The organism is Kitasatospora arboriphila, assembly GCF_039528095.1.
Taxonomy (GTDB): Bacteria; Actinomycetota; Actinomycetes; order Streptomycetales; family Streptomycetaceae; genus Kitasatospora; species Kitasatospora arboriphila.
In genome coordinates this window covers 17,991-42,945 of sequence record NZ_BAAALD010000067.1, presented here as the reverse complement: position 1 = coordinate 42,945, position 24,955 = coordinate 17,991, and the positions used below count along the sequence as shown (strand labels likewise).

Annotated in this window: 22 protein-coding genes; 13 read left to right on the top strand and 9 right to left on the bottom strand. The window is 74.5% G+C overall.

The window, feature by feature from the left end; genetic code table 11:
- Both ABD353_RS27930 and ABD353_RS27925 read right to left on the bottom strand, forming a co-directional pair.
- Nucleotides 1–250 (bottom strand): VOC family protein (locus ABD353_RS27930; protein ID WP_344626454.1); only part of this gene is annotated, 250 nt, incomplete at its 3' end.
- A gap of 34 nt (nt 251–284) precedes the next feature.
- Nucleotides 285–1,226 carry a LysR family transcriptional regulator gene (locus tag ABD353_RS27925; RefSeq protein ID WP_344626453.1) on the bottom strand — a complete coding sequence of 314 codons (942 nt, stop codon included), beginning with the start codon at nt 1,224–1,226 and terminating at the stop codon, nt 285–287.
- A gap of 164 nt (nt 1,227–1,390) precedes the next feature.
- On the opposite strand from ABD353_RS27925, the gene ABD353_RS27920 reads away from it, so the two are divergent.
- Nucleotides 1,391–2,881, top strand: coding sequence for an aminotransferase class I/II-fold pyridoxal phosphate-dependent enzyme (locus ABD353_RS27920; protein ID WP_344626455.1), 1,491 nt, complete (start codon nt 1,391–1,393; stop codon nt 2,879–2,881).
- A 203-nt stretch (nt 2,882–3,084) separates the two neighbouring features.
- Nucleotides 3,085–3,483, top strand: a complete 399-nt coding sequence (locus tag ABD353_RS27915) for a VOC family protein (RefSeq protein WP_344626452.1) — start codon at nt 3,085–3,087, stop codon at nt 3,481–3,483.
- A gap of 132 nt (nt 3,484–3,615) precedes the next feature.
- On the opposite strand, the gene glmS is transcribed toward ABD353_RS27915, so the two are convergent.
- Nucleotides 3,616–5,442 (bottom strand): glutamine--fructose-6-phosphate transaminase (isomerizing), encoded by a 1,827-nt coding sequence (gene glmS / locus ABD353_RS27910; RefSeq protein ID WP_344626451.1) that lies wholly within the window; start codon nt 5,440–5,442, stop codon nt 3,616–3,618.
- Between the two features lie 34 nt (nt 5,443–5,476).
- Nucleotides 5,477–5,752 (bottom strand): hypothetical protein, encoded by a 276-nt coding sequence (locus ABD353_RS27905; protein ID WP_030269292.1) that lies wholly within the window; start codon nt 5,750–5,752, stop codon nt 5,477–5,479.
- Between the two features lie 160 nt (nt 5,753–5,912).
- Here ABD353_RS27905 and asnB point away from each other — a divergent pair, with 160 nt between their 5' ends.
- The 6 genes from asnB to ABD353_RS27875 all read left to right on the top strand — a co-directional run bounded on the left by asnB (nt 5,913) and on the right by ABD353_RS27875 (nt 14,101).
- On the top strand, nt 5,913–7,763 hold the full coding sequence (asnB, locus tag ABD353_RS27900) for an asparagine synthase (glutamine-hydrolyzing) (protein ID WP_344626450.1): 1,851 nt from the start codon (nt 5,913–5,915) through the stop codon (nt 7,761–7,763).
- 175 nt (nt 7,764–7,938) lie between these two features.
- Nucleotides 7,939–9,045, top strand: a complete 1,107-nt coding sequence (locus ABD353_RS27895) for a hypothetical protein (RefSeq protein ID WP_344626449.1) — start codon at nt 7,939–7,941, stop codon at nt 9,043–9,045.
- Nucleotides 9,046–9,185: 140 nt separating this feature from the next.
- Complete coding sequence (locus tag ABD353_RS27890) at nt 9,186–10,634, top strand: pyridoxal phosphate-dependent decarboxylase family protein (RefSeq protein WP_344626448.1); 1,449 nt, start codon at nt 9,186–9,188, stop codon at nt 10,632–10,634.
- A gap of 98 nt (nt 10,635–10,732) precedes the next feature.
- Complete coding sequence (locus ABD353_RS27885; protein ID WP_344626447.1) at nt 10,733–12,118, top strand: GNAT family N-acetyltransferase; 1,386 nt, start codon at nt 10,733–10,735, stop codon at nt 12,116–12,118.
- A gap of 151 nt (nt 12,119–12,269) precedes the next feature.
- Complete coding sequence (locus ABD353_RS27880; protein WP_344626446.1) at nt 12,270–13,115, top strand: class I SAM-dependent methyltransferase; 846 nt, start codon at nt 12,270–12,272, stop codon at nt 13,113–13,115.
- Nucleotides 13,112–14,101: a polysaccharide deacetylase family protein gene (locus ABD353_RS27875; protein WP_344626445.1), complete on the top strand. Its 990-nt coding sequence runs from the start codon at nt 13,112–13,114 to the stop codon at nt 14,099–14,101. Before ABD353_RS27880 ends, ABD353_RS27875 begins: the two co-directional genes overlap by 4 nt.
- 6 nt (nt 14,102–14,107) lie before the next feature.
- On the opposite strand, the gene ABD353_RS27870 is transcribed toward ABD353_RS27875, so the two are convergent.
- Nucleotides 14,108–15,193, bottom strand: coding sequence for an LCP family protein (locus tag ABD353_RS27870; RefSeq protein ID WP_344626444.1), 1,086 nt, complete (start codon nt 15,191–15,193; stop codon nt 14,108–14,110).
- A gap of 40 nt (nt 15,194–15,233) precedes the next feature.
- The gene (locus ABD353_RS27865) at nt 15,234–16,538 is read right to left on the bottom strand and encodes a nucleotide sugar dehydrogenase (protein WP_344626443.1); all 1,305 of its coding nucleotides are present in this window, start codon (nt 16,536–16,538) and stop codon (nt 15,234–15,236) included.
- Nucleotides 16,539–16,753: 215 nt separating this feature from the next.
- Between ABD353_RS27865 and ABD353_RS27860 the strand changes: the two genes are divergently transcribed.
- From ABD353_RS27860 to ABD353_RS27840, 5 genes are read left to right on the top strand one after another with little or no spacing between them, the layout of a single operon-like run.
- A complete protein-coding gene (locus ABD353_RS27860) occupies nt 16,754–17,800 on the top strand; it encodes an NAD-dependent epimerase/dehydratase family protein (protein WP_344626442.1) in 1,047 nt (348 codons plus the stop codon).
- Nucleotides 17,788–18,879 (top strand): MraY family glycosyltransferase, encoded by a 1,092-nt coding sequence (locus tag ABD353_RS27855; protein WP_344626441.1) that lies wholly within the window; start codon nt 17,788–17,790, stop codon nt 18,877–18,879. The genes ABD353_RS27860 and ABD353_RS27855 overlap by 13 nt, the downstream gene beginning before the upstream one ends.
- Nucleotides 18,876–19,676, top strand: coding sequence for a WecB/TagA/CpsF family glycosyltransferase (locus ABD353_RS27850; RefSeq protein ID WP_344626440.1), 801 nt, complete (start codon nt 18,876–18,878; stop codon nt 19,674–19,676). The genes ABD353_RS27855 and ABD353_RS27850 overlap by 4 nt, the downstream gene beginning before the upstream one ends.
- Nucleotides 19,673–20,839, top strand: coding sequence for a glycosyltransferase family 4 protein (locus ABD353_RS27845; RefSeq protein ID WP_344626439.1), 1,167 nt, complete (start codon nt 19,673–19,675; stop codon nt 20,837–20,839). The genes ABD353_RS27850 and ABD353_RS27845 overlap by 4 nt, the downstream gene beginning before the upstream one ends.
- Complete coding sequence (locus ABD353_RS27840; RefSeq protein WP_344626438.1) at nt 20,833–22,017, top strand: glycosyltransferase family 4 protein; 1,185 nt, start codon at nt 20,833–20,835, stop codon at nt 22,015–22,017. Before ABD353_RS27845 ends, ABD353_RS27840 begins: the two co-directional genes overlap by 7 nt.
- Here the strand turns inward: ABD353_RS27840 and ABD353_RS27835 are convergent.
- The 3 genes from ABD353_RS27835 to ABD353_RS27825 form a co-directional block, all read right to left on the bottom strand.
- Complete coding sequence (locus tag ABD353_RS27835) at nt 22,007–22,816, bottom strand: FkbM family methyltransferase (RefSeq protein WP_344626437.1); 810 nt, start codon at nt 22,814–22,816, stop codon at nt 22,007–22,009. The two genes, ABD353_RS27840 and ABD353_RS27835, sit on opposite strands and share 11 nt — an antisense overlap.
- Nucleotides 22,817–22,932: 116 nt before the next feature.
- Nucleotides 22,933–24,444 (bottom strand): oligosaccharide flippase family protein, encoded by a 1,512-nt coding sequence (locus tag ABD353_RS27830; RefSeq protein WP_344626436.1) that lies wholly within the window; start codon nt 24,442–24,444, stop codon nt 22,933–22,935.
- Between the two features lie 3 nt (nt 24,445–24,447).
- The coding region (locus ABD353_RS27825) for a glycosyltransferase family protein (protein WP_344626435.1) at nt 24,448–24,955 on the bottom strand (508 nt) is incomplete at its 5' end.

Genomic DNA, 24,955 nt, shown 5'->3' with positions numbered 1-24,955 from the left:
GGTCGCGCAGCCGCTCGACCGCGGCCGCCTGGTCGTCGGGACGGAAGTCCAGGTGGAGGCGGTTCTTCAGCTGCTTGCGTTCGGGCACCGGGACGAAGATCAGACCGGGCAGCCGGTCCGCGGACGGGCGGATCTCGAACTCGTCCGGCGCGTCGTTGACCACCGTCCACCCGAGGGCGGACACCCACCAGCGGCCGAGCGCCACCGGATCGGCGGAGTCGACGACGACCTGCTCCCACTCCAGTGCCATGGTCGCACCATAGTCCACCCGAGCTGACGGGGCATCACCCCCCGCCGCCCGCCGCCCGATCCGCCTCCGACCAGCGGTGACGCAGCCGGTCCGCCTCGTCACGGAGGGCTGCCAGCAGGGCCCTGGCGTTCGCCGAATCACTGGTGCGCAGCGCGGCGACCCCGATCCGCCGGGCCAGTTGCGGACCGTCGACCGGCCGCACCGCGAGGTCCTCCCGGTGCGGGCCGAGACCGAGCCTCGGCAGCAGCGCCACACCGACCCCGGCGGCGACGAACCCCTGCAGCACCGAGTAGTCGTCGGTGCGCAGCACCGGCACGGGTTCGAAGCCGTCCTCCGCGCACGCCCGGAACAGCACCCGGTCGACCGGGTCGGCATCGCTCACCCCGAGGATCCAGCCGTCCTCGCGCAGCGCCGCCAGCGGCACCCGGTCGCGGCCGGCCTGCGGGTGGTCGGCCGGCAGGACGAGCTGCAGCGGATCCTCCAGCAGCGGGTGGACGACGAAGTCCTCGCCGAGGTCCAGGCCGCCGTCCGAGCGGGAGTAGACCAGGGCGACCTGCAGCTGCCGGCTGCGCAGCCCGGCCAGCAGGGCCGGCAGCTCGCCCTCGGTGAGCGCCAGGTGCACCCCGGCGCGGTGCAGGGTGCGGACCGCCGGCGGCAGCAGCAGCGCCCCCGCGGTCGGGAAGGTGCCGACCCGGAGCGTGGCGGCGCCCCGCTCCACCAGGTCGGCGAGCTCCCGCTCGGCGACCCGGACCCGGTCGAGCACCGCCTCGGCGTGCGGCAGCAGGGCGAGGCCCGCCTCGGTGAGGACGGCGCCGCGGGCGCCGCGGTGCACCAGCGGGGTGCGGAAGTGCGCCTCCAGGGTGGCCAGGTGGTGGCTCACCGTCGGCTGGCTGTGCCGCAGGGAGCGGCCCGCGGCGGCCAGCGAGCCCTCGCGGGCGATGGCGCGGAGCACCTGCAGGTGGCGGAGATCGAGCACGGGTGGGGCCTCGGCTGTCGGGTGGTCCGGGTGTCGGTGGTCCGGGTTGTCGGTGGTCCTCGTCGGTGGCCCGGGGTGGAGCCATCGAGGTTTTCTGGAGATGTCCAGAAAAGTACCGGGTGCCTCGATGGGCGGCGCGGTGCGACGGTCGGAGGGTGAGCACCATGACCCTCTCCTCCCCCGTCCCCGCCGCCGCCGACCCGGCCCAGCTGCGCGCCCCCTACGCCGAGGCGGTACGGGCGAGCGCGGACCGCGACTGGCTGCGGCTCAACGTGCCCGGGCACGCCGCCGACCCGGACCGCTTCGCCGGGCTCGCCGGACACGTCGGCGAGGCCGTGCTGCGGCGCGACGTGCCGCCCCTGCTGGAGGGCATCGACCTGGGCCCGGACAACCCGATGGAGCAGGCCCTGCAGCTCGCCGCCGACGCCTGGGGCGCCCGGCGGACCTGGTTCCTCACCAACGGCGCCTCGCAGGGCAACCGGATCGCCGCCCTGGTCGCCCAGTCGCTCGGCCGGACCCTCGTCGTCCAGCGCAGCGTGCACTCCAGCGTCGTCGACGGCCTCGTGCTGTCCGGCCTCGGCGCCGCCTTCGTCCAGCCGACCGTGGACACCCGGACCGGCATCGCCCACGGCGTCACCGCGAGCGACCTCGCCGTCGCCCTCGCCCGGAACCCCGACGCGGCGGCCGCCTACGTCGTCACCCCCAGCTACTTCGGCGCCGTCGCCGACGTGGCCGCGCTCGCCCGGGTCGCGCACGCCGCCGGGGTCCCGCTGATCGTCGACGAGGCCTGGGGGTCCCACTTCGGCTTCCACCCCGCGCTGCCCGCGAACGCGCTCGCGCACGGCGCCGACCTGGTCGTCTCCAGCACCCACAAACTCGGCGGGGCACTCACCCAGGCCGCCATGCTGCACCTCGGCAACGGGCCCTTCGCGGACCGGCTCGAACCGCTCGTCGAACGCGTCTTCCACCTCACCCAGTCGACCAGCGCCAGCTCCCTGCTGCTCGCCTCGCTGGACGAGGCCCGGCGGACCCTCGTCACCGGGCACCGGGCGATCTCGGAGTCACTGGCCGCCGCCGACGCCATGCGGGCCGCGGTCCGGGCCGGCGGACGGTTCCGGGTGGTCAGCGACGGCTTCGGACGCTTCCGGGACATCGTCGCCACCGACCCGCTGCGGGTCTCCGTGGACGTCCGGGCCGGCGGCATATCCGGGCACGAGGCCCGGCGCCGGCTGATGCAGGAGCACGGGGTGCTGGTCGAGGTCGCGACCGACGCCGCCGTCGTCGCGGTGGTCGGCGCGGGCGCCGGGCCCGAGGCGGAACGGTTCGCGGCGGCCCTGCACGCCCTGCCGGCGGTCCCGGGCGTCGCCGAGGGCGCCCCGGGGCCGGAGCTCCCCGCGCCGGGAGCCGTCCGGATGACACCGCGGGAGGCGTTCCTGGCGCCGGGGCGGTCGGTGCCCGCCGCCCAGGCGGTCGGACGGATCTCCGCGGACACCCTCTCCGCCTACCCGCCCGGCATCCCCAACGTGCTGCCCGGCGAGGAGATCACCGCCGAACTCGTCGCCTTCCTCCACGCCGTGGCCGCCGCCCCCACCGGCCACGTCCGCGGAGCCACCGACCCGGCCGTCACCACGCTGCGGATCGTCGCGGACCACTAGACACCTGTGCCGATCACGAATCGGCGACTTGCCCGACCGGGTGTCGGCCGGCCGTGCGTCCACTGATCGCCGATGACCGCCGAAACCGACGGCCGGACGGTGATCCTGGAACGGGACGACCCCGGTCCTACGTCTTTCGTCGCAGACGGGACAAGGCCTCTGCCCGGTGTCCGGTTGATCGATGCGGTCCTACCTTGATCCGCATGGAGATCCCCGAGCAGTACAGGTACGCGGTCGTCCCCCACGTCATGGTCGACGGAGCCGCCGAGGCGATCGAGTTCTACGTGGCCGCGTTCGGAGCGTCCGAGCACTTCCGGATGGAAGGAGAGGCCGGGCGAATCGCGCACGCCGAGATCGGCGTCCACGGGTCCACCCTGATGCTCGGTGACGCCGACGCCCCGTTCTCGCCTCCCGACGCGCTCGGGGCGTCCGTCGCCCTGCACGTCTACGTGCCGGACGTGGACGGCCTGAGCGCCCGGGCCGTGAGCGCCGGTGCAGAGCTGCTCTCGCCTCCGACCGACATGCCCTACGGCGCCCGGCAGTCGATGCTCCGTGACCCGTTCGGCCACATATGGATCTTCCTGACGCCCATCGCTCCCTGACCCGGACGCAACGGCCGGCACACGGACCGGCCCCTTGGAATCGATCGTCCGGGCAGGCCGGTCCGTAGCGGCGCCGACGGGCCGACCGACAGGGGCGCAACGCCCCCGGCCGGTCGGCCCGCCGGGGTGCGGCTATTCGACGGTGACGGACTTGGCGAGGTTGCGCGGCTTGTCCACGTCCCGGCCGAGGGCGACCGCGGCGTGGTAGGCCAGCAGCTGGAGCGGGATGTTGAGGAGCAGCGGGTCGAGCTCGGGCTCGCTCTTGGGGACGACGATGCAGTGGTCGGCGAGCTTGGTCTCGGGGGCGCGGTGGGCGATCGCGAGGACGCGGCCGGAGCGGGCCTTGATCTCGCCGAGGGTGGTGAGGTTCTTGTCGAGCAGCTCGTCGTCGGGGACGAGGGCGACGGTGGGGAGTTCGGGGCTGATCAGCGCGAGCGGGCCGTGCTTGAGCTCGCTCGCGGGGTACGCCTCGGCGTGGACGTAGCTGATCTCCTTGAGCTTCTGGGCACCCTCGCGGGCGACCGGGTAGCCGCGGACCCGGCCGATGAACATCATCCCGGCGTTGTCGGCGTACTCGGCGGCGAGCTTGGCGATCTCGTCCTGCTGGTCGAGGATCTCCCGGATGTTCCCGGGCAGGGCCTTGAGCGCGGCGACGATGCGGCGGCCGTCTGCGGGCGAGAGGTCGTGGATGCGGCCGAAGTGCAGGGCGAGCAGCGCGAAGGCGATCACCGTGGAGGTGAAGGCCTTGGTGGAGGCGACCGAGATCTCCGGGCCGGCGTGCAGGTAGATGCCGCCGTCGCACTCGCGGGCGATGGCGCTGCCGACGGTGTTGACGACGCCGAGGACGCGGCCGCCCTTGCGCTTGATCTCCTGGACGGCGGCGAGGGTGTCGTAGGTCTCGCCGGACTGGCTGACCGCGACGTAGAGGGTGTCGGCCTCGATGACGGGGTTGCGGTAGCGGAACTCGGAGGCGGGCTCGCTGTGGGCGGGGATCCGGGCGAGCTCCTCGATGAGCTGGGCGCCCATCTCGCCGGCGTAGTAGGCGGAGCCGCAGCCGAGGATCTTCACCCGGCGGATCTCGCGCAGTTCGCGGGCGTCGAGGTTGAGGCCGCCGAGGTGGGCGGTGGCGAAGCGCTCGTCGAGGCGGCCGGAGAGGGTGCGCTCGACGGCGGCGGGCTGCTCGTGGATCTCCTTGAGCAGGTAGTGCTCGTAGCCGCCGGTGTCGTAGGAGCCGACCTCCCAGTCGACGGTGGACGGCTGGCGGGTGACGGTGCGGGCGTCCTCGGTGAAGGTGCGGAAGCCGTCGGCGCGGACGACGGCGAGTTCGCCGTCCTCCAGGTGGACGACCTGGCGGGTGTAGCGGACGAGGGCGGCGACGTCGGAGGCGGCGAACATCTCCTTCTCGCCGAGGCCGAGCACGATCGGGCTGCCGTTGCGGGCGACGACGATGCGGTCGGGCTGGCGGGCGTCGACGACGGCGATGCCGTAGGTGCCGACGACGTGCTTGAGGGCGGCGCGGACGGCGTCCTCAAGCTCGGTGCCCTCGCCGCCGTGCGCGGCGACCAGGTGGGCGAGCACCTCGGTGTCGGTCTCGGAGGTGAAGACGGCGCCCTCGGCGGTCAGCTTGGCGCGCAGTTCGTCGGCGTTCTCGATGATGCCGTTGTGCACGACGGCGATGTGCTCGGCGTTGTCGACGTGCGGGTGGGCGTTGGCGTCGCTGGGCTCGCCGTGGGTGGCCCAGCGGGTGTGGCCGATGCCGGTGGTGCCCTTGAACCGGGCGGGGACGGCGGCGGCGAGGTCGGCGACCCGGCCCTTCGTCTTGCACACCTTCAGGCTGCCGGTCTTGCCGGTGACGGCGACGCCGGCCGAGTCGTAGCCGCGGTACTCCAGTCGCTGCAGGCCCTCCAGCAGGAAGGTGGTCGCGTCCTTGGGGCCGATGTAGGCCACGATTCCGCACATGGGTGGGACTCCTTCGGTTCAGCGGTCGGGCGGCTCACCCGTACACGATGCGGCGCAGCTGGCGGGTGGACAGCTCGGGCGCCGCGACTCGCCGGGACGCCAGTTCGGCGCCGAGGCGGGCGAAGATCCGCTCGTTGGTCAGGCCGCGTGCCTGCAGCTCACCGTGGCGGCGGCGGACGTACTCCTCGGTGGTCTCGGAGAAGTACGCGATCACCTCCGCGACGACCCGCGCCGCCTCGCCCGGCCCGAGCGGGCTGGTGCGGGTGAGGTGGGCGAGGAGGTCTTCATGAGGGTGGGGTGAGGCGGGCACGGTCGAGGACTCTATGCGCCCGATCGCCGGAAGCCCAAGATTTCTGCCCGAAATCGGGCAGACATTCCCTGGTTCGGCCCTCTCGAACACACTTGCAGTGGCCGAACGCTCCCGCGTAGCGTGCTGATCCGTACACGCCAAAGACAGTTGCGGAGGCGGCATGTGCGGAATCGCGGGGTGGGTGGCGTTCGACCGGGACCTCACCCGGGAACGCGCGGCGCTGGAGGCGATGACGGCCACCATGGCCTGCCGGGGCCCGGACGGCGGCGGGCTGCACCTCACCCGGCACGCCGCGCTCGGCCACCGGCGGCTCGCCGTGATCGACCCGGCCGGCGGTGCCCAGCCGATGGCCGCCGAGCAGGGCGGCCACTCCCCCGCCGTCCTCAGCTACAGCGGCGAGGTCTTCAACCACCGCGAGCTGCGCACCGCCCTGCAGCACGCCGGGCACCACTTCCGCACCCGCAGCGACACCGAGGTCGTGCTCCGCGCCTACCTCCAGTGGGGCCCGCGCTTCGTCGACCGGTTGAACGGCATGTACGCCTTCGCGCTCTGGGACGCCCGCCGCGAGGAACTGCTGCTCGTCCGCGACCGGATGGGCGTCAAACCGCTGCACTACCACCGCACCGACGCCGGCGTGCTGTTCGGCTCCGAACCCAAGGCGCTCTTCGCCCACCCGGCGCTGCGCCCCGAGGTCGACCTCGACGGGCTGCGCGAACTGCTCAGCACCGCCCGCACGCCCGGCCACGCCGTCTACCGGGGCCTCGTCGAGGTGCAGCCCGGCCAGGTGGTCACCGTCCGCCGCTCCGGGCTGACCACCCGCCGGTACTGGGCGCTGGAGGCCCGCGAGCACACCGACGACGCCCCGGCCACCGCGGCGGCCGTCCGCGAACTGCTGGCCGACACCGTACGGCGGCAGCTGGACTCCGACGTGCCGCTCTGCGCCCTGCTCTCCGGCGGGCTCGACTCCAGCGCGATCACCGCGCTCGCCGCGCAGGCGCTGCGGCGGCGCGGCGCGGGCCCCGTCCGCACCTTCGCCGTCGACTACGCCGGGCAGACCGAGCGGTTCCGCCCGGACGCGATGCGCGGCACCCCGGACGGCCCGTACGCCCGGCTGCTCGCCGAGCACGTCGGCGCCGACCACCGCACCGTCGAGCTGGACAGCGACTCCCTCAGCGACCCGGCGCACCGGACCGCCGTGCTGCGCGCCCGCGACCTGCCGTGGGAGTTCGGCGACATGGACACCTCGATGCTGCTGCTCTTCCGGGCGGTGCGCCGGGACTCGACGGTGGCACTGTCCGGCGAGGCCGCGGACGAGCTGTTCGGCGGCTACCCCTGGTTCCACGACCCAGCGCTGATCGCCGCCGAGACCTTCCCCTGGGCCGCCCTGCTGGCCCGCACCGCCGGGCTCGGCGCCGGCCCTCGGGAGGGCCTGCTCGACCCGGGCCTGCTCGCCGGGCTGGACCTGGACGCCTACCGGGCCGACCGCTACCGGGAGGCGGTCTCCGCCGTGCCGCAGCTGCCCGGCACCGACCCGGTGGAACGCCGGATGCGCGAACTCACCCACCTGAGCCTGACCCGGTTCGTCCGGATCCTGCTGGACCGCAAGGACCGGCTGTCGATGGCCTGCGGCCTGGAGGTGCGGGTGCCGTTCTGCGACCACCGGCTGGTCCAGTACGTCTTCAACACGCCGTGGCGGATCAAGTCCGCCGACGGCCGGGAGAAGAGCCTGCTGCGGGCCGCCGTCCGCGACCTGCTGCCGGACGCCGTCGCCGACCGGGCGAAGAGCCCCTACCCCTCGATCCAGGACCTGCGCTACCCGCGCTCGCTGCAGTCGGCCCTCGGCCGGCTCGCCGCCGACCGGGACTCCCCCGCCGCGGCGCTGCTGGACCGCACGGCCGTCGCCGAGGCGCTGGCGCCGGGCGCCGACCCGCAGTACGCCCGGGCCGCCACCGAAGTGGTGCTCGGCATCGACGACTGGCTGCGAACGTACGACGTGTCACTCGTGATGTGAGACGGTGGGGGTGAGGTGTCGACAGGGGGGCCTGTTGCGCCGTCCGGGGGAAACCGCTCCCCCGGTGGTGCCGACATCTCACCGTTCGGCGGCGGCCGGTCCGTGCAATCGGTGCCGCCGACGTCAGGATGGGAGTGCCGCCCGTCCGTCGTCGACCACCGGGGGAATCAGCACCATGCATCCGCGGATCTTCGCGATCGTCACCGCAGTCCTGCTCGGCGTCCTCGGGATCGGCGCGGTCTCGGTGACCCACTGGACCCCAGAGACGGCACCGGTCGCGGCCGGCGTGCCCGCCACCACCCAGGCCGCGCCCGGCGGTGCCACCCCGGCGTCCGCCTCGCCGACCGGCGACCCCGCGGTGTGGACCCGCTCCACCCTGCGGAACAAGCTGGTCGCCGAAATGGACGCCACCGACCCCGGCGTGGCGCTGGCCGACCTCGACAAGATCACCAAGGAGAAGCCGTACACCGTGCGGTTCTGCCACCCGATCGCGCACGAGCTCGGCCACACCGCGGTGAAGCGGTACCACGAGGACTTCCAGAAGGTCATCTCCTTCCCGCACGAGACGTGCGCGGCCGGGTACCTGCACGGCGCGGTCGAGGAGATGCTCGCGGCCTCCAAGAACCCGCAGCAGGACATCCTGACGCTCTGCGCACCCGCCAACACCGGGCCGTGCATCCACGGCGTCGGCCACGGGATCATGTTCGTCACCAAGCAGGACATCCCCTCCGCCCGCGACCTGTGCAGCAAGTTCCCCAGCACCAGCCGCCGGATCACCTGCTCCGAGGGCCTGTTCATGCAGCTCTTCGCCCCGGACGAGGAGGACGAGAAGGCCAAGGCGAACCTGCCCGCCGACAAGCTCGCCGCCGAACCGCTCTACCCCTGCCCCGAACAGCCCGCCCTCTTCCAGTCCGCCTGCTTCTTCTACGCGCCGACCCTCTACCTCAGCTCGCACGACTACGCCAACCACCCCGAGGCCTTCGCCGGGGCGCTGAAGTGGTGCCTCAACGCCCAGGCCAGCGGCGGAGCCAACGACTGCAGCCGCGGGGTCGGCTCGCGCACCATGAAGTACAACCTGGACCGCGCGGACTGGGCCGCCCAGCAGTGCGCCACCGCCGCCGACACCTGGCAGCGCAAGGCCTGCACCCAGGGCCTGGTCAGCTACTGGACGGTCAACTACACCGAGTCCGGCGCCGCGGCCAAGCTCTGCAAGCAGATCACCGACAAGGAGATCGCCGGCTACTGCCGCTCCGCAGGCGGCCTCTCCAGCACCCTGGACTGATGGGGCAAGCGTAGGGGCCCGTGGGGGCACCCTCCCGGGTGGATCCACGCCGATGTAAGGAGCGTACGATCGGGACGCGGGTGCGCCGAGGAAGCCGCGCCATTGCTTCCCCCACCCCCGTTCGCTGGAGTGCACCCACCATGACCTCCGAAGACTTCCGCAGCGCGGCGCACGCCGCGGCCGGCCTGGTCGCCGACTACCTGGAGGGCCTGGCCGACCGTCCGGTCTGGCAGCCGATGGCCGCGGCCGACCGGCAGGCGCTGCTGGACCTGCCGCTTCCCGAGACCGGCACCGACCTGGACGGCCTGCTCAAGACCGTCGCCGAGCAGGTGCTGCCGGCACCCATGGGCAACGGCAACCCGCGGTTCTTCGGCTGGGTGAACTCCGCCCCGCAGCCCGCCGGTGTGCTCGCCACCCTGGTCGCCTCCGCGATGAACCCCAGCTCGGCCGGCGGCGACCACGCCGACGTCCACCTGGAGCGGGCCGTGGTCCGCTGGATCGCCGAGCTGGTGGGCTTCCCGCACCCGGCCGGCGGCGGTCTGCTCACCTCGGGCACCTCGATGGCCACCATCGTCTGCCTGGCCGCCGCCCGGAACCGGGCGGCGCTGCGGGCCGGGGTGGACGTCCGCGCCGAGGGCCTCGCCGCGCTGCCGCCGCTGGTCGGCTACGTCACCGGCGAGACCCACTCCTGTGTCCGCAAGGCCGCCGAGCTGCTCGGCCTCGGCAGCCGCCACCTGCGCACGGTGGCCACCGACGCCGAGGGCCGGCTGGACACCGCCGCCCTGGAGGCCGCGATCGCCGAGGACCGGGCGGCCGGGCGGCTGCCCTTCCTGGTGGTCGCCTCGGCCGGCACCGTCGGCACCGGCGCCGTCGACGCGTTCCACCCGATCGCCGACCTCGCCGAGCGCGAGGGCCTGTGGATGCACGTGGACGGCGCGTACGGCGCGTTCGGCGTGCTCGACCCGGTGATCGCCCACCGCTACGCGGGCATGGACCGCGCCGACTCGCTCGCCCTGGACCCGCACAAGTGGCTGGGCGTGCCGGTGGACTGCGGCTGCGCGCTCGTCCGGGACACCGAGGGCCTGCGCGGCACCTTCAGCCTGGTGCCGTCCTACCTGCGCGACGAGGCCGCCGGCTCGCTGGGCTGGTTCTCCGAGTACGGCACCGAGCAGACCCGGCCGTTCCGCTCGCTCAAGGTCTGGGCGTCCGTCGCGCACCGCGGCCGCGAGGGCGTGGCCGCCGACATCGCGCACACCACCGCGCTGGCCCGCCGGCTCGGCGAGCTGGTCGAGGCCGACCCGGCACTGGAGCTGCTGGCGCCGGTGGAGACCTCGATCGTCGCCTTCCGGTACCGGCCCGCCGGGCTGGACGGGGAGGAGCTGGACCGGATCAACCGGGAGCTGCCCGCAGCGGTCCAGCTGCGCGGCCGGGTGTTCGTCACCGGCGCCGTGCTCGGCGGCCACGAGATGCTCCGCGCCTGCCTGCTCAACGCCACCACCACCGAGGCCGACGTCCGGCTGCTCGTGGACGAAGTGCACGCCGCGGCGGCCGGGCTGACGGGCCGTCCGGACACCTCCGGCCCCGCCTGACGTGTCCCGATCATGCCGAGGGGCCGGCCGCGGAGACATTTACCGTGAGGTCACGGGGGATTCGTGATCGTGAAACACCGGCGCGACACGATACCTGCATGGACACTCGTGAACCCGTCACCACCGCCGGCCCCTCGCGCGCCCAGCGGCGCGCCGCCCGGACCCACCGCTGGCGCAGAGAGACCGTCGAACTCGCCGCCGTCTTCCTCGCCGTCGCCACCGCCGACCTGGTCGCCAACGTGGTCGTGCACGGCCACGACGGCCCGGTGCTGCTCGCCGTGTCGGCCCTCGCCCTGCTCGCCACGGCCGTCTTCCACGGTTGGTGGGCGCACCGGCGGCCGCACGGACCGCCTGCACCGGACACCCATGCGCCGCCCGGGGAGGCCGCGGTGAGCGGCCCCCTGGACGCGCTGGAGGCGACCGTGCTGTGGCGGGTCCGCACCACGGTCGAGGACTCCCCCGGCAGCCTGGCCCGGATCTGCACGGCCCTGGCCGAGCGCCGGGTCAACATCGTCTCGATGCAGTCGCACCCGCTGGCCGCCGGTACCGTCGACGAGTTCTTCCTGCGCGCCCCGGCCGCCCTGGACCGGGCCGAGCTGACCGCGGCGGTCGCCGCGGCCGGCGGCACCGACATCTGGACGGACCGCGCCGACGCGCACGAACTGGTCGACGCGCCCACGCACGTGCTCGCCCTGGCCACCCGCACCGCGCTGGACGCCGCCGAGCTGCCGGTCGCCCTGCGGCAGCTGTTCGGCCGGTGCACGATCCGGCAGTACCCGGACCGCGGCCGCTCCACCCCCGCCGGGGTGGACGGTCACACCATGCGGCTGCCCGTCCCCGGCGGCGACCTGATCGAACTCACCCGGCCGCACCTGCCGTTCACCCCGACCGAGTTCGCCCGCGGCCAGGCCCTGGTCGAGCTCGACAGCCTGCTCGGCCCGCGGGTGCCCAAGGTCGAGGCCCGGCTCGCCCGGCCGGCCGGCGCCGACCTGACCGTCCGCCGTGCCGAGCCCGGCGACAAGCGGGCCGCGCTGGAGATGCACCGGCGCTGCTCGCCCGACACCCTGCGCAAGCGCTACCACGGCCCGGTCAAGGACGCCGACCGCTACCTGGAGCACCTGCTCGACCCGCGGCACGGGCAGACCCTGGCGGTCGAGGACGCGGACGGCCGGATCGTCGCCCTCGCCCACCTCATGTGGGACGACGACGGCGCCGAGGTCGCGCTGCTGGTCGAGGACGACTGGCAGCGGCAGGGCCTCGGGGTCGACCTGCTCCGCCGGATGGGCGCCCTCGCCCTGCAGGCCGGGGTGGCGACCGTGTACGCGGTGACGCACTCCTCCAACACCGGGCTGATCTCCACCATGCGCCGGCTGTCGGCCCCGCTCGACTACCAGGTCGAGGACGGCACCCTGGTGATCACCGCGCACCTCGCGGAGGCGGCGGACAAACTGCCGACCCCGTGGCCCACCCGGCCGCGCCGCTGAGGCGCAGGCACCCAGTTCCGCCCTGGCCTCCGGCCCGGCCGCCCCGCGGTCGGGCCGGAGGGCCGTCGGATCTCCCCACTCCGGTACAAGCTGTCACGACATGGCAGATTTGTCCCGGATCAGTACGGTTCTGACGCCTAGTCTGATCCGCATGCACCTCACCACTCTCAGTCGGCAGATCGCCGCAACCCCGCTGGCGCGGGCCGCCGCGCTGCCCGTGCGGCTCGCCACTGTCGCCCGCCACAACGCCCGGGTGCTCAAGCGCTCCGGCACCTGGCTCGTACGCTCCCGCGAGCACTCCTGCTTCACCTACGACCTGGAGGCATCGAACCACGACCACCTCTGCTGGTTCGTCAGCAATGTAACCGGGGCCCCGGTCCGGTCCGTCCGCGGCTACGTCCGCGAGGCCGAGGGGGACACCGAGCTGCGGCAGACGCTGAACGCGGGCCTCGCCGGCAGCGTCCGGTCCGGTACCTGCGACCACCAGGTCCGCTACGGCCGCCGGGTCGCCTACTACGCGCTCGTCCGCGCACTCGGCCCCGAGCACGTGGTGGAGGCCGGCCCGCACCGCGGCATCTCCAGCACCCTGATCGCCGCTGCCCTGCTGCGCAACGGCCGCGGCCGGCTCACCACGGTCGACATCGATCCGAGGGCCGGCGAGCTGGTCAGCGGCCCGTACCGGCAGGTCGTGGACCAGATGATCGGCGACTCCGTCGAGATCCTCGGCAGCCCCCAGGTGCACGAGCGGGGCGTCGACATGGTGCTGCTCGACACCTCGGTCGGCCCGGAGCACGAGGACGCCGAACTCATGGCTGTCGCACCGGCGCTGACCGAGCAGGCCGTCGCACTCTCCAGCCGCAGCCACGCCTGGCCGTGCCTGGCCCGCTGGTCGGAGGAGCACGGCCGGCGGTTCCTGCACTTCGACGACCGCCCGCGCGACCACTGGCACCCCGGCAACGGCTTCGGGGTGTCCTTCCCGCTCAGCGCACCGGTGTGACCGGCTCCGGCCGGCTCACCGCCTGGTACGGCCGGTACGAGCGGTGGCACGGGCTCGACCGGGCGCTGCGCCGCTCGCCCGCCCAGGCATGGTTCCGCCGCCGGGCCGCCCGCCGCCTCGCCGTCCTCGGCTACCACGGGATCGACGACCCGGCAGGCTTCGCCCGGCACCTCGACCTGTTGCTGGAGACCGCCCGGCCGGTCTCCCTGCAACAGGTCGAGGAGGCGGTGCGGACGGGGGCGCAGCTGCCGCCCGGCAGTGTCCTGCTGACCTTCGACGACGGGCACCGCAGCATTCTGGAGGCCGGGTTGCCGCTGCTGCGCGAGCGCGGCATGCCGGCGGTGTGCTTCGTGGTCGCCGGGCTGATCGGCACGGACACGCCGTTCTGGCCGCACGAGGTGACGCACCTGGTGCGCAGCGGAGCGAGCGTGCCCGGCCTGGACACCTCCACCGCCGAGGCCTGCCTGCACGCCCTCAAGCAGCGGCCGGAGGGGGAGCGCGAGCGGGCCGTGGAACAGCTGCGCCGCTCCGTGCCGAGTCCGGCCCCGCGCGAGCGCCAGCTCACCGGCCCCGAGTTGCGGGAGTTGGAAGCGGGCGGCGTGGCAGTGGGCAACCACACGCTCACCCACCCGTGCCTGCAGCGTTGTGACGACGTCCAGGCGCGGGCGGAGGTGCTGGCGGCGCACGATCGGCTGACCGCACTGCTGGGCCACCCGCCGACCTCCTTCGCCTACCCCAACGGCGACTTCGCGCCGATGGCGCACCGGGCGCTGCTGGAGGCCGGCTACCGCAGCGGCTTCCTCTACGACCACGGTCTGGCCGCACCGGGCGTCCAGCATCCGCTGATGCTGAGCCGGCTGCGGGTGTCGACCTCGACCCCCCGGGAGCGGTTGGAAACTGTGCTCTCCGGTCTGCAGCCCGCGGTGTACCGCGCGGTGCGGGCGACCGGCCGGGCCGTGCTCCGGGCACGACCCGGCCGGGGGTGAGGGGGCTCAGCCCGCGGTGACGGGCCGGTCCTCGCGCAGTTCGGAGAACAGCCGGGAGGCGGCCGGCTCGGCCGGCACGTCCCGGTCGGGGTCCTGCGGGTAGGGCTTGCGGGGGACGGTGAGGAAGGCGGTGGCGCCGTCCGGCACGGAGCGCAGGGCGTCCGCCAGGGAGTACAGCCGGGGCACCGAGGCGAGGCCGGAGTCGGCGGTCAGCGTCGCGGACACCGTGTCGAGCAGCGGGTAGAGCCGGAACGGGTCGGACAGCACGCCCCGGCTGCGCACCTGGTCGGAGAGCGCCTGCAGGAAGTCCCGGTCGCGGGCCATCCGGGCGGTGTCGCTGCCGTCCCCGACGCCGTGCCGGGCCCGGAAGTAGGCGAGCGCGGCGTCGCCGCGCAGCACCTGGCGCCCCGCCGGGAGGTAGATCTGTTCCTCCTCATGGTATTCGGACACGGGCAGGTCGACCTCGACGCCGCCGAGCGCGTCGACGACCTTGCGGAACCCGTCGAAGTCGACCAGCAGGTGGTGGTCGACGCGGACCCCGGTGAGCTGTTCGAAGGCGCGGATCGTGCAGGCCGGGCCGCCGAACTGGAAGGCCCAGTTGAACTGGGCGTACTGGGCGCGGCTGAGGCCCCCGCCGGGTTGCTCGCAGCTGGGGACCGACACCATCAGGTCGCGCGGGACGCCGACCACGGCCGCCCGCCTGCGGTCCGCGGAGATGTGCAGCAGCAGCACGGTGTCGGAGCGCTCGCTGTCGGCGCCCGGCTCCCGGTCGGTCCCCATGACGAGGATGTTCTGGGCGCCGGCCACGAGCTGTCCGGGCCGGTCCCCGGCGTGCCGGTCGAGCGCCCGGGCGGTGGCGTCGTCGGTGCGGATGTTCCGCTCCAGCCGTTGGTACGCCGCCCAGCCGGCCGCGGTGCAGCCTGCCACGAGCAGGGCGGTACCGAGTGCCGCCAGGCGTACCGCCCTGCGGCGGTACCAGGGCGGGCGTCCGGGCGTGCCGGGCTCCGGGGTGGGCCCGGGCGCCGCGGACGCCGACGGTGCGTCCTGCGGTGGGAGCTCCGGCGGGGGTGGCGGGTCACTGCTCATGGTCATGGCGGTGTCCTCCCGGGACGGTCGGCGCGGACGGCCCGGGTCACAGCCGCTCGACGTTGGGCCCGGCGCAGCGGTTGCGGGTGTCGAAGACGTACGGCGCGCAGCGCTGCACGAGTTCGTAGTCGAAGGCGTCGTGGTCGGTGACGACCACGACGGCGTCGCAGGCGCGTACCTCCTCCTCGGTGAGGTCGACGCAGAGCAGGCCGGACGGACGCAGGTGGGGCTCGACGTGCGGTTCGGCGGCGACGACACGGGCCCCGAGCTTGCACAGGCCCTCCACGACGGGCAGCGCGGGGGACTCCCGGATGTCGCCGGTGTTCTTCTTGTAGGCGAGGCCGAGCACCAGGATCCGGCTGCCGTGGACGGCCTTGCCGTGGCCGTTGAGGCCATGGGTGACGCGCTTGACTACGTGGTCGGGCATGTGGTCGTTGATGTCGTTGGCGAGTGAGACGAAGCGGAAGTCGTTGCGGAGCACCTGGCGGACCTGCCAGGAGAGGTAGATCGGGTCGACGGGCAGGCAGTGCCCGCCGACGCCCGGCCCGGGCAGGAAGCGCATGAAGCCGAAGGGTTTGGTGGCGGCGGCGTCGATGGCCTCCCAGATGTCCACGCCGAGTGCGGCGGAGAACACGGCCATCTCGTTGACCAGGGCGATGTTGACGTGCCGGAAGGTGTTCTCCAGCAGCTTGGCCATCTCGGCGGTGCTCGGGGACTGCACGGGCACGGTGCGTCTGACGAGGCGTCCGTAGAACTCCTCGACGCGGGCGAGGGACTCGGCGTCGATGCCGGAGACGACCTTCGGGGTGTTCTCGAGGTCCCAGTACTCGTTGCCGGGGTCGATCCGCTCGGGGCTGTAGCCGAGGTGGAAGTCCCGCCCGGCCTTCAGGCCGCTCGCCTCCTCGAGGATCGGCTGGAGGACGCGCTCGGTGGTGCACGGGTAGGTGGTCGACTCCAGCACGACGGTGGCGCCGGGGCGCAGCAGCCGGCCGACCTCGCAGCCGGCTTCCTCGACATGGCTGAGGTCGGGTGCGCCGTGCCTGAGCGGGGTCGGAACGGTGATGGCGCAGAAGTCGAAGCCGGCGGCATCGGCGTAGTCGGTGGAGGGCAGGTAGCGGCCGGAGTCGAGGGCGGCCTGCAGGCAGCTGTCGGAGATGTCCTGGATGAAGGAGTCGGCGCCGCCGAGGCGCTTGATGCGGTGTTCGTCGGTGTCGAGGCCTACGACGCGGTAGCCGGCCTCGCAGGCGCGCATGGCGAGGGGGAGACCGACGTATCCCTGGCCGATGACGACGGCGGTCTGGCGCGGCATCAGGTCGGCTGCCCGGTCGGGGAGTGAAAGGGTTTCAGACATAAGGGACAAAGTGTCAGAATCGCTCGCCGGTGCGGGAATGAACCGCCGGGGGCCTGCCGAACGGACCAGGACGGTGCGCCATTCAGGGGAGCCGGGGTTTCCGATCGGGTCGGGCCGTCCGCCGATCCGGCAATCCGGATATAACGGACGCATTGGTGCACAGCGCCCATCGGTGGCTGCTCCGCAGCGCCGCGTCCCTAACGGAGATACGGCCCATGGCTGACTCGACGTACTTGATCACCGGCGGTGCCGGCTTCATCGGCTCGCATCTGACGGATGCCCTCCTCGAACGCGGCGCACGGGTGGTCGTCCTGGACGACCTCTCCACCGGGTACTCCGCCAACCTGGCCGCCGCCTCGACCCGGCCCGGCTTCCGGTTCGTCCGCGGCAGCGTCCTCGACGGCCCGCTGGTGGACGAACTGGTCCGGCAGAGCGGCACGGTCGTCCACCTGGCCGCCGCCGTCGGCGTCCGGCTCGTCGTGGAACACCCGCTGGATTCCTTCACCACCAACGTCAAGGGCACCGAGACCGTCCTCGAGGCCGCCCACCGGCACGGCAAACGGCTGGTCGTCGCCAGCACCTCCGAGATCTACGGCAAGAACGCCTCCGGCCCGCTCGCGGAAGGCTCCGACCGCGTCCTCGGCAGCATCTCCGTCGCCCGCTGGTGGTACAGCACCGCCAAGGCCGTCGACGAGATCCTCGCCACCGCGTACCACCGCGAACACGGCCTCGACTCCACCGTCGTCCGCTTCTTCAACTGCGTCGGCCCGCGGCAGAGCCCCGCGTACGGCATGGTCGTTCCCCGCCTCGCCGCACAGGCCGTCCGCGGCGAGGCGCTCACCGTGCACGGCACCGGCACCCAGCGCCGCTGCTTCACCCACGTCGACGACACCGTGGACGCCCTGCTCCGGCTGCTCGACCATCCCGGGGCCACCGGCGGCACCTACAACGTCGGCTCCTCCGAGGAGATCTCCATCCTCGCCCTCGCCGAACGCATCCGGACCACGGCCGGCACCGGCGCCCCGATCCGGCTGGTCCCGCACCGGGACGTCTACGGACCCGACTTCGAGGACATGGAGCGCCGGGTGCCCGACACCACCACGCTGCGCGACCTCACCGGCTGGCGCCCGCTCAGGAACCTCGACACGGTGATCGCCGACGCGCTCACCGACGCCCGGGCCGCCCTCGCCGGCGAGACCCTGCCCTCCCCGCAGGGCGAGCGGCAACCCGGCGCTGTGGCGGCCGGTTCGTGTCCGGCCTGAGCGGGGCGCTGGCGGTGGCCGGTCCCGCTGCCGCGGCCCTCGCCCTCGCCGCCGCCCTGACCGGCCCGGTCCGCGCCTTCGCCCTGCGCCGCGGCATCACCGACCGCCCCGGGCCGCGCAAGGCCCACACCCGCCCCACCCCCTACCTCGGCGGCCTCGCCGTCGCCGGTGCCACCCTGGCCGCGGCCGGCTGCGTCCTGACCGCCCTCGACCGGTGGCGGCCCGCCGAGGCCGTCCTGCTCGGCTGCGCCCTGCTGATCGGCGCCCTCGGCCTCGCCGACGTCCTGCGGCCGCTCGGTGCCCTGCCGCGGCTCGCCGCGGAGGCCGCGGCGGCTGCCGCCGTCGTCCTCACCGCCGGCCACCCGGTCCTGTTCGGGCCTCCCCTCCTCGACGGCGCCCTCGCCGTCGGCTGGATCGTCTTCACCGCCAACGCGTTCAACCTGCTGGACAACATGGACGGCGCGGCCGCCTCGGTCGCCGCGGTGACCGCCGTCTTCCTCGCCTGGAGCGCCCTCGCGGCCGGCCGCTGGGGCACCGCGCTCACCCTGGCCGTCCTCGCCGGCGCCTGCGCCGGTTTCCTGCTGCACAACTGGCACCCTGCCAGGATCTTCCTCGGCGACGCCGGGTCACTGTTCATCGGTTTCCTGCTGGCCGCATCCGCGGTGGCCGCGCACGCCGGCGACCGGACCGTCGAAGGGGGCGCGGCCGTCCTGCTCACCACCGTGGTCAGCACCGCGGACACCGCCCTGGTCGTGCTCTCCCGGCGGCGGGCCGGCCGACCGCTGCTGCTCGGCGGGACGGACCACCTCTCGCACCGGATGCGCAGACTCGGGCTGACCACTGGTCAGGTCGCTGGCCTGCTCGCCCTGCTGGCCGCCGCGGGCGGCCTCGCCGGGGGTCTGGTGGAGTCCCGCGTCCTGCCGGTCCTGCCCGTGCTGGTGCCGGCCGCCCTCCTCGCCGCCGCCGGGGGCCGACACCTGCTCGGCATCCCCGTCTACCCGACCGCCGCCCCCGTGGGCCTCCCCGTCACCGCTGCCCCCGAACCCCAGCCGAGCCTCCGAGGAGACCCGCGGCCATGACCACCGCCGAACCCGCCGCGCCCCCCGCCGTCGTGCCGTGCGCAGGCGTCCCGATCACGGCCTGCACCCCGCGGCAGGCCGTCCGCACCGTCCTCCGGCTGGCCGCCGACCCGGCCCGGGCCGGCCTGCCCGGCTCCGACGTCCACCTCTGCAACGCGTACACGCTCGCCCTCGCCGACACCGACACCGTCCTGCACGGACTGCTCCGCAACGCAGCGCTCAACCTGCCCGACGGGCAGGGCGTGGTGTGGGCCAACCGCCTGGTCCACCGCGGCTGCGACCTGCCCGCCCAACGGGTCTACGGGCCCGACCTCTTCCTCGGCGTCCTGGACGCCGGCCAGGCGAGCGGCGTGCGGCACTACCTGCTCGGCGGCACCCCGCAGGCGCTCGCCGCCCTGCAGGCCGAGATCGCCCGGCGCTTCCCGGGCGCCCTGGTCGTCGGCGCGGAGTCCCCGCCGTTCCGGCGGCTCACCGAGCAGGAGCGCGCCGCCCAGCGCGAGCGGATCACGGCCAGCCGGGCCCAGGTCGTCTGGCTCGGCCTCGGCACCCCCAAGCAGGACCGGGAAGCGGCCCGGCTCGCCGCCGAACTCCCGGTCGTGCTGGTCGCGGTCGGCGCCGCCTTCGACTTCGTCTCCGGCAGCAAACCGCAGGCGCCGCCGTGGATGCAGAACCACGGCCTGGAATGGCTGTTCCGGCTGTGCAGCGAACCCCGGCGGCTGTGGCGACGGGTACTGTGGGGCCACCCGCGGTTCGTGCTGGCCGCCGCCCGCGGTGCCCGGAACCGGACCGGCCGGTGACAGCGGCGACCCGGCCGCGGGTGGCCCTCGTCCACAGCTTCTACGGGTCGGCCGTCCCCAGCGGCGAGAACCGGGCCGTGCTCGACCAGGCCCGGGCTCTGGAGCGGGCCGGCTGCGAGATCTTCGTCGTCGCCGCACGGACCGACGACCTGAGCCGCACCCCGCTGTACCCGCTGCGGGCCGCCGCCACCGTCGCGACCGGCAGCAGCCGCTCGCCGCTGTCCGAACTGCGTAGGCTGGCCCCCGACGTGGTGCACGTGCACAACCTCTTCCCCAACTTCGGCCGGTCCTGGCTGCGCCAGTGGCCCGGTCCGCTGGTGGCCACCCTGCACAACTACCGCCCGCTGTGCGCCGCCGCCACCCTCTACCGCGACGGCACCGACTGCACCCGGTGCCCGGACGGCGACCGCTGGGCCGGGCTGCGCCACCGCTGCTACCGCGGCTCCCGGACGGCCACCCTGCCGCTCGCCTGGGCCGGCCGCCGGGGCCCGGCCGCGGACGCACTGCTGACCCGCGCCGACCGGGCGGTGGTGCTCTCCCCCACCGCGCTGCGCACCTACGCCGGTGCCGGTGTGCCCGCACAGCGGATGGAACTGGTGCCCAATTTCGTCGCCGCAGGCCCCCGTACCGGGCCCGGCCCAGGCACCGCCCGCGGCCCCTGGGGCTTCGCCGGCCGCATCGGTGCCGAGAAGGGCCTGCTGGAGCTGATCCACCGCTGGCCCGCCCACGAACCCCTGGAGGTCGTCGGCGACGGGCCGCTGCGCTCGGCCTGCGAGGCGGCGGCCCCCGTCTCCGTCCGCTTCCTCGGCACACTCGACCATTCGGCCCTGCGGCAGCGAATGGCCGGCTGGTGCGGGCTGGTCTTCCCTGGGCGGTGCCGCGAGGGCGCCGCCCCGCTGGTGTGCCTGGAGGCGCTCGCCGCCGGCGTGCCCGTCCTGGCCCGGGCCGGCACCTCGGCCGCCGCCCAGACCGAGGCCGACGGCACCGGCGCGGTCTTCGGTGACCGCGACCCGCTGCCCGCCGTCCTGGCCTCCGCCGCCGAGCGCTTCCCCTCCCTGCGCCCGCACTGCCGGCGGGTCTTCACCGAGCAGTACTCCGAACAGTCCTGGACGGAGCGGATGCTCCGGGTCTACCGAACGGCGCAGGAGGCACGGCCGTGCTGACACCGCTCCCGGTCACCGTGGTGACCCCCTATGTCCCCCGCTACCGGGTGCCGTTCTTCCTCCGGCTGGGCGAGGACCTGGCGGCGCACGGCCTGCGGCTCACCGTCGCGTACGGCGCCCCCACCGGCCACGTCACCCACCGCGCGGACGACGTCGGGCTGTCCGCCGGCACCGCCGTACCGCTCCGCCAGCGGTCGCTGCGCCTGCGCGGCCGGGTTCTGGTCTGGCACGACCTGGGCGACCTCGCCCGTACCTCGGGCGCAGTGGTGGTCGACCAGGCCCTGCACCAGTTGGAGGCCTACCCGCTGCTCGTGCCGCCGCGCGCGCTGCGCGGCCGCGGGCCCGCGGTGGCCCTGTGGGGCCATGGCCGGACGTACAACGGAGGCGCCGGGCGGCTGGCACGGCACGCCAAGGCGGCGCTCACCCGGCGGGCCGACTGGTTCTTCGCCTACACCGACGCGGGCCGCCGGCACGTCGCGGAGGCCGGGTTCCCCGCCGAACGGGTCACCGTCGTGCGGAACTCCACCGACACCACGGCCCTCACGGCGGCCTCCGCCCGGCTCACCGAGGACCGGCTGCAGGCCTTCCGGACCCACCACGGCCTGGTGCCCGGCCGCACCGCCATGTTCATCGGCGGCCTCGACACGGCCAAGCGCATCCCCTTCCTGCTGGAGGCCGCCGAGCTGGTGCACCGCCAGCTCCCCGGATTCCGGCTGCTGGTCGCTGGCCAGGGCGCCCAGCGGCACCTGGTCGACGAGGCCGTGCGGCGCGGCGCGCCGGTGGTCCCGCTCGGACCGGTCGCCACCGACGAGGGCAAAGCCCTGCTCGGCGCCGTCTCCGACGTCGCGCTCCTGCCGGGGGCGATCGGGCTGGCGGCGGTGGACGCGCTGGCCCTTGCCACCCCGGTGGTCACCGTGCCCGCGGCCGGGCACGGCCCGGAGTTCGAGTACCTGGAGCACGGCCGGACGGCCGTCGTCGTCCGCGGGCAGGAGGCACGGGCGTACGCGGACGCGGTGGTGGACCTGCTCGCGGACGGGCCGCGGCTGGCGGCCATGCGGGCAGCCTGCCGCCAGGACGCGGGCCGGTACTCGGTGGAGGAGATGAGCCGCCGGTTCGCCGAGGGCCTGGCACAACTGGTGCGGGCCCCGCGGCAGAGCGGGCCGCGCCCTACGGGGTGACCAGGAAGTTGGCGTAGCGGGGCGGCGGCACGAATCCGTCGCCCACCGGGGTGCTCCCGTTCCGGCCCAGGTGACGGAGCGTCCGGTAGCCGAACTCACGGGCGGTCTCCCGGAACCGGTCGAGCGCCGCCGCGTCCAGGCACTCCGCGACGATCGCGGGCCGGTGCGCGGCGATAGTGCGGGTCATGCCGCACAGCACCTCGGGTTCCAGGCCCTCCACGTCGATCTTGACCAGGTCGATGGGCAGGTCCCCGACCACCTCGTCGGCGGTGGTCACCTCGACCTCGACCGTGTGCAGTGGGGACCGTTCGGTCAGTGAGGCGGCCGTGGTGTCGTGGGGGATCCCGAGCCGGGCCCGGCCGGGCCGGTCGGACAGCGCCTTCTCGACCACGGCGACGCGGTCGTCGAGCCTGTTGAGTTCGAGGTTGCGGCGCAGCTTGGGGACAGTGGCCGGATTGGGTTCCAGGGCGATGGCGCGCAGCCGCGGGTTGGCCCGGCAGGCGAGCAGGGTGTAGATACCGGCGAAGGCACCGACGTCCAGGAATCCGCGCGCGGTACGGGCCAGGTCGAACAGGACCGGCTGGGTGGTCTCCTCCCAATGCCGCAGGTCCGTCCACACGATGGACCGGGCCATGATGTCGTCCGGTGCGGACTCGTAGTTGAACGGACTGCCGTCGGGGGCGTGCAGCGTCCACGCGCCGGTCGGGTGCAGGCGCTGCCACACGGCGGTCGGCACGCAGCCGCGGACGGCGGCGAAGCGGATCGCCCGCTGGAGCGCGGGTGCGATGCGTACGGTCATGCCGGGCACGCTAGGCGAGGGGACCGGGCCTCCGGGGCCGACACCCTGGCGGGCGGTGCACGGACAACTCGATTGCCGCACACCGGATGCGGCCGATGCCGACTCCCGGTGGCGGTTCAGGGCACCGGGGCGTCGGCGGTCGTACGGGCGCGTCGGCCGGCCGGCAGCAGGCCGCGGCGGACGGCGAGGGCGTGGACGGGCAGTCTGGCCCGTAGCAGGACCGCGCCCACGACGACCGGGAGCATCGCCACAATGCCGCAGAGCAGTCCGGCCAGCGGGGCCCGGCCGTGCGAGGCGAGCAGGCCGACGGCGCACAGTCCGCCGCCGAGAACGGCGTGCGCCAGGTGCATCCGCAGCAGGACCGCGGCGCGGGCCACTCCGGCGCGCTGCCAGCCGACCAGCTGCACGGCGTGGCCGGTGGCGGACGCCGCCGCGGCCACCGCGGCGAGCACGGGGAGCGAGCCGGCCAGGGCGGCGCAGCCGAGGCCGGCCGCCATCGCCGCGGTGAGTGAGGCCTGCGCGGTGACCAGCGACCTGCCCGCGTCGCGGACCTGGTCGACGGTGCAGCAGACCGCGTACAGCAGGCCCCAGACGGCGTCGAGGGCGAGCAGCGGGACGAGCCGGGCGGCCTCCTCCCAGCCAGGTCCGAGCAGGAGCATGAGCACCGCGGGACCCAGCCCGGCGGCGACGCCGAAGACCACGAAGGCGGTCGCGGAGGCGGCGCACACCACGTCCTCCACGGCGGAGGACCGCAGCGAGCGCACGCCCCGGGCCGGCCCGGGGGTGTCGTGGCCGGCGTCGGCGAGGGCGGGCGCGGCGGTGCGGCTCAGGCCTTGGGCGAGATGGGTGAGCGGGATGCCGAGCAGCAGGGAGGCCCGCGAGTAGTGGCCGGCAGCGGTCGGGCCGAGGAAACGGCCGGCCGCCCAGAGCGGGGCAGTGGTGACGGAGGACTGCCACAGACCGGTCATCGCCAGGAAGCCGGCCGGGCGGACGAGGTCGCGGGCCCGCCGGGGCGGGCCGCCCGGCAGTACGCTCCGGGCGAGGGCGGCACCGGCGGCCAACACGGTGAGCGTGGAGCCGGCCGGGCCGGCCGCGGTGAGGCCCATCGGGTTCCAGCCGGTGGCGAGGAGGGCCGCGGCGACCGCGGACGCGCCGATCTGGCCGCCGACCTCGGCGAGCACGGCGGCGCGGGCGCGGCCGGTGCGGCGCAGTGCGGCAACAGTGGTGAGGGCGGCAGGCTGGACGAGGAACTGGAGGGCGAGCACGGCGAGCATCGGCGCGACCTCGGGCATGTGCCACAGCCGGGCGGCCACCGGCGCCGAAGCCTCCGCCACGAGGAACAGCAGGAGGCCGCTGAGCCAGGACGCACGGAGGGCGGCCGCGGACAGCTGGCGGGTCAGCAGGTCGCAGCGCAGCACGTGGGTGTGGATGCCGGCGTTGGCAAAGTAGCCGAGGACCTGGGTGACGGTCACCGCGGTCGCATAGGTCCCGAACGAGTGCGGGGTGACGGTGCGTCCGGTGTAGGCGGTGTAGAGGAGTTGCACGGCCAGCGAACCGGCTGCGCCGCCGTAGTTCCAGAAGAGGCCCGCCAGGACGGTGCCGGAGGTCCGGGGCGTGGTGGAGGACACCGGTCAGCCCGCGCCTCGGCCGGTGGTGGCGACGGCCTGCCAGGGGTCGGCGGGGGGCGGGGGCAGCGGGATGTGGTGACCGAGCATGTGGCGCAGCGCGTGCTCGTCGGTGAGCCGTTCGACGACCCAGCGGTGGCCGCGCAGCCCGGCCTCGTGGAGGGCGGCCGGGTCCTCCCGCAGCAGCTCGCGCACCAGGCGGGCCGCACCGCGCGGCGTGTCGGCCAGGAACAGCCCCGCCTCGGGCCCCGGCAGCCACTCGGCCCCGGGGATGCGGCAGGTGACGTGAACCCGACCCGCGTACAGGCTGATCGGCAGCCGGTCGGAGAAGTTGCCCGGATAGTCCGGGTAGTGGCTGGTGCCGGCACTGATCCTGGACCGCTGGAGGGCGGGCACCTGCTCGGCGAAGGGCAGCAGCCCCCGCGCCCCGTGACCGCGCCAGCCCCGGCCGTACACCGCGAGCCGGCAGTCCAGCCGCTGCAGGGCACGGACCAGGCGCTGGCGATCCTTGGCA